Below are 4,219 nucleotides of genomic sequence, written 5' to 3' on the forward strand. Positions count from 1 at the left end.
CCCTCGGGCCGGCCGGAGGACCGGACGCAGGACCGGACGGCGCGGAGGCCACGCAGACGGAGCCGGCCGCGCAGCCTGCGGTGCAGACGGCCACGCAGCCGGCCGCAGAGGCACCGCAGACGCCGGGGGAGCCGGCGCCGGCGGCGGACGGACCGTACGCGCCGGACGGAACGGACGGGACGGCCACCCCCGGCGGCCTCACCCGGCGGACCTTCGTCGCCCGGGCCATCGCCGGTGCCGCCGTCGCGGCGGCCGCCGGGACCGTCGGGTACGGCACCTACGGCGTGCTGCGCGGGCCCCGGGTCAAGCGGGTGACCGTGCCGCTGGCGAAGCTGCCCCGGGCCGCGCAGGGCTTCCGCATCGCCGTGGTCTCCGACATCCACCTCGGACCCGTACTCGGCCGGGCGCACGCCCAGCGGATCGTGGACACGGTCAACGCCACCCAGCCCGACCTGATCGCGATCGTGGGCGACCTCGTCGACGGCGACGTCGGCGACCTCGGCCCGGCCGCCGCCCCGCTGGCGCAGCTGCGGGCCAAGCACGGCGCGTACTTCGTCACCGGCAACCACGAGTACTTCTCGGGCGCCCGGCAATGGGTGGACCACGTCCGCGAACTCGGCCTGCACCCCCTGGAGAACGCCCGGCACGAGCTGCCGTACTTCGACCTCGCGGGCGTCAACGACGTGGCCGGCGAGCGCGAGGGCGAAGGGCCGGACTTCGTCCGGGCCCTCGGCGACCGCGACCGCTCCCGGACGGCCGTCCTGATGGCGCACCAGCCGGTCGTCATCCACGACGCCGTCCGGCACGGCGTCGACCTCCAGCTCTCCGGGCACACCCACGGCGGCCAGCTCTGGCCCGGCAACTACCTCGCCGAACTCGCCAACCCCACGGTGGCCGGTCTCGAACGCTACGGCGACACCCAGCTCTACGTCTCGCGCGGGGCCGGCGCGTGGGGGCCGCCCGTCCGGGTGGGAGCGCCTTCTGACATCACAGTGGTCGAACTCGCCTCATATCAGGCGTGAGCGTGAACATCACGTGATGATTCGGCCTTCCTTCCGCGATCCTTCCGTGATTGGGTGACCGGTAATCGGATAGGTGCGCGCCGCAGTCGGACATCGCGGACGGCGGGAATAGGGGTATTCCGGCGGCGCGGGGGTGGGGCAGGGGGAGTCACGGGTGAGGTCTGTCCGTTCGAAGATCGTCGTGGGGGTGCTGGTCCTGGGACTGGCCGGGGTGGGGGCCTGGCAGCTGCTGCCCGGCGCCGGCTCGGACAAGGGGGCCGCGATCCGGGTCGGGACGACCGACGTGGTCTCCTCGCTGGACCCGGCCGGCGCGTACGACGCCGGCTCCTGGGCCCTGTACAGCAACGTCTACCAGTCGCTGCTGACCCTGAAGTCCGGCTCGAACACGCCGGTGCCGGACGCGGCGAGCTCGTGCAAGTTCATCGGCGAGAAGCTCACCACGTACCAGTGCGAGCTGCGCCCGGACGTGAAGTTCTCGAACGGCCGCGCCGTCACCGCCGAGGACGTCAAGCACTCCTTCGACCGGATCAAGGCGATCAACTCCGAGCAGGGCCCGGCGCCGCTGTTCAACACGCTCCAGTCGGTCAAGGCCGAGGGCCGCACGGTCACCTTCAACCTCTCGGCCCGGGACGCCACCTTCCCGTTCAAGATCGCCACGGGTGCCGCGTCGATCGTGGACAAGGACACGTACCCGGCGAAGGCCCTGCGTGAGGGCGACAAGGCCGACGGCTCCGGCCCGTACGTCCTGGCCTCCTTCAAGCCCGGCACCATGGCCGAGCTGAAGCCGAACACCTCCTACACCGGCCAGGCCAAGCCGGCGAACGCGCCGGTCACCGTCCGGTACTTCAAGGGCTCGGCCGAGCTGAACGCGGCCTGGCAGGACCGGGACATCGAGGTCGCCCACCGCGACATGCCCCCGGACGTCCTCGCGGGCCTGAACCCGGGCATGAAGGACGTCCGCTACCAGCAGACCGGCGGCAGCGAGATCCGCAACATGGTCTTCAACGTCCGCCAGGGCAGCCCCATGGCGAACGAGGGCGTACGCCGCGCGGTGGCGGCGGTGCTCGACCGCTCCAAGGTCGCCGGCCAGGTCTACAAGGGCACGGTCACCCCGCTCTACTCGGTCGTCCCGGCCGGCATCGGTGGCCACACCACGCCGTTCTTCGACACCTTCCCGCAGCCCAGCGCCGCCAACGCCAAGAACATCCTCAAGGCCGCCGGCGTCAACGGCCCCGTCGCCTTCACCCTCGGCGTCAGCGTCAGGGGGGCGAACGTCGAGGAGGCGAGCGAGATCAAGCGGCAGCTGGAGGAGTCCGGCCTCTTCCAGGTCACGGTCAAGCCGGTCGAGAAGTGGGCGGACTTCCAGAAGGCCTACGCGGCCGGCGAGTTCCACGCCTACACCATCGGCTGGATCGCCGACTTCCCGGACGCGGACAACTTCACCGCCCCGCTCGTCGGCGCCGACTCCAGCATGAACAACGGCTTCTCCGACAAGGGCATCGACGAGCTGATCACCCGCAGCCAGTCCTTCTCCGTCCGGGCCGAGGCCGCGAACGACCTGCGCGAACTCCAGCGCCTGGTCGCCCAGCGCGTTCCGGTCCTGCCGATCTGGCAGAAGAAGGACTACGTCATGTCACGCGACGCCGTCTCCGGGGCGCAGTACCTCTCGGACGGCACGGGCGTATGGCGCCTGTGGGAGCTGAACTGGCTCTGACGGCACCGAGCCCCGTCGCCCGGACAGGGCGACGGGGCTCGGTCGTGCGTACCTGCTGACTCACACGCCCGTACGGCGCGCGAAGTCCACGAGCCCGGCCCAGCTCTCGGGCGACAGCATCAGCACGGTCTGCGGGCTCTTGCTGTCCCTTACCGGCACGGTGCCGTGGGCCGACGCGTACGCCGGGTTCCACTGGACGCACTGGCCCCCGTCCGGGCCGCTGAAGGACGACGAAACCCAACCCGTTTCCGTCGCGTTGCTGAGATGGTTCATGGCGGGAACTCCTCGTGCATGGCCTTCATGAAGGCAACGGTCTCGTCATGGGCTAAGGCAAGCATCCTCAACCGATGGTAGATCCGTGTTGCGTTCGCCGTAGTCCTCGGATCGTCGTACGGCCGGCCCCCCTGCGGCCCCTCCGAGTGCATGACGGGTGGGCCGTCGTCGAACATCAGCACCGTGAAGGGCGTTCCGATGGCCGGTGCCCCCTTGGAAAAGGGGAGGAGCTGAAGCGTGATGTCGGGGCTTTCGGAGAGCGTGACGAGGTGCTCCAGCTGTCGGCGCATCACGTCGGGTCCGCCGACGATGGTGCGTAAGCACCCTTCGTGGATGACCACCCACAGGGCGGGCGGATCGCTGCCCCGCATTACCTCCTGTCGCCGTATCCGCGTCTGCACCCGCTCCTCGATGACCTCTCGGCCGACCCGTGGGGCATCCCCGAGCAGGGTGGCCCGTGCGTACTCGTCGGTCTGGAGGAGACCCATGAGGAACATCGTGCTGTAGTCCCAGATCTCAGCGGCCTTCTTCTCCAGCTCGACGTACGGAGCGAACCAGCTCGGGTGGCCGGTCTCCTTGTTCTGGAGCCATTTCCGCAGAAACAGCGTCCCCGTACCGAACGCGTGATCGCACCCACGTGCGAATTTCTCGCTTGGAGTGATTCTCCCGTTCTCCACCTTGGAGACGTAGCTTTCCGTGTATCCCGTCGCCCGCCCCAGGCCCTTCAAGGTCATCTTCTTCGTCTCGCGCATCTGCCGAACATCGAGCGCATAGTTCTGAGTGGGATTCAAGTTCTTGGGTAACTTGTCCTCGGCCATGCCTCTGACCTCCTGCTTCGAGCCCTGAGCCGGCAGGGCAGCAGAAATATGGGCTTGAACCTTAGGGTTCAATAGCCCTTATTCTAGGACGGGTTGTGGTCGCCTTGTCGCCGAACGCAATAATTCGAGCGAAGGGCACGGATGCCGGCCATGAGTACCGACATGACCCCGTCACAAACGCCTCCGGTGTGGGTTCAGCGATTCAGCTCCACGCCGCGGGGCGCGCGTTTGGCGCGGCACTTGGTCCTGCTCCAGTTGGACGACTGGGGGGTGAAAGCTGCTACAGGTTTTCTAGTCATTCATAGTCATCTCTAGTCGCATATCCCGACTATCTTGGCCTTGTGAAGCTTTCGGAGTGGGCGCGTCAGCAGGGCGTGAGCTACCAGACCGCC

The 4,219-nt window shown here is 68.5% G+C and carries 4 protein-coding genes and 1 pseudogene; 3 read left to right on the top strand and 2 right to left on the bottom strand.

Features of this window, described 5'->3' with window-relative positions:
• Both GPJ59_RS34230 and GPJ59_RS34235 read left to right on the top strand, forming a co-directional pair.
• Positions 1-1,022, top strand: a 1,022-nt coding sequence (locus tag GPJ59_RS34230) for a metallophosphoesterase (RefSeq protein ID WP_258025342.1), incomplete at its 5' end; no start/stop codon positions are given.
• A gap of 154 nt (positions 1,023-1,176) precedes the next feature.
• Positions 1,177-2,736: an ABC transporter substrate-binding protein gene (locus GPJ59_RS34235; RefSeq protein ID WP_219671879.1), complete on the top strand. Its 1,560-nt coding sequence runs from the start codon at positions 1,177-1,179 to the stop codon at positions 2,734-2,736.
• Positions 2,737-2,796: 60 nt separating this feature from the next.
• Here the strand turns inward: GPJ59_RS34235 and GPJ59_RS34240 are convergent, their stop codons facing one another.
• Both GPJ59_RS34240 and GPJ59_RS34245 read right to left on the bottom strand, forming a co-directional pair.
• Positions 2,797-3,009: a DUF397 domain-containing protein gene (locus GPJ59_RS34240; protein WP_219671881.1), complete on the bottom strand. Its 213-nt coding sequence runs from the start codon at positions 3,007-3,009 to the stop codon at positions 2,797-2,799.
• Positions 3,006-3,827, bottom strand: coding sequence for a helix-turn-helix domain-containing protein (locus GPJ59_RS34245; RefSeq protein ID WP_219671883.1), 822 nt, complete (start codon positions 3,825-3,827; stop codon positions 3,006-3,008). Before GPJ59_RS34245 ends, GPJ59_RS34240 begins: the two co-directional genes overlap by 4 nt.
• A gap of 150 nt (positions 3,828-3,977) precedes the next feature.
• Between GPJ59_RS34245 and GPJ59_RS38155 the strand changes: the two are divergent.
• A pseudogene (locus tag GPJ59_RS38155) lies at positions 3,978-4,100 on the top strand (ATP-binding protein); the annotation flags it as partial.
• Between the last annotated feature and the right edge of the window lie 119 nt (positions 4,101-4,219).

Origin of the sequence: Streptomyces bambusae, from assembly GCF_019400985.1 — a bacterium.
Classification (GTDB): Bacteria; Actinomycetota; Actinomycetes; order Streptomycetales; family Streptomycetaceae; genus Streptomyces; species Streptomyces bambusae_A.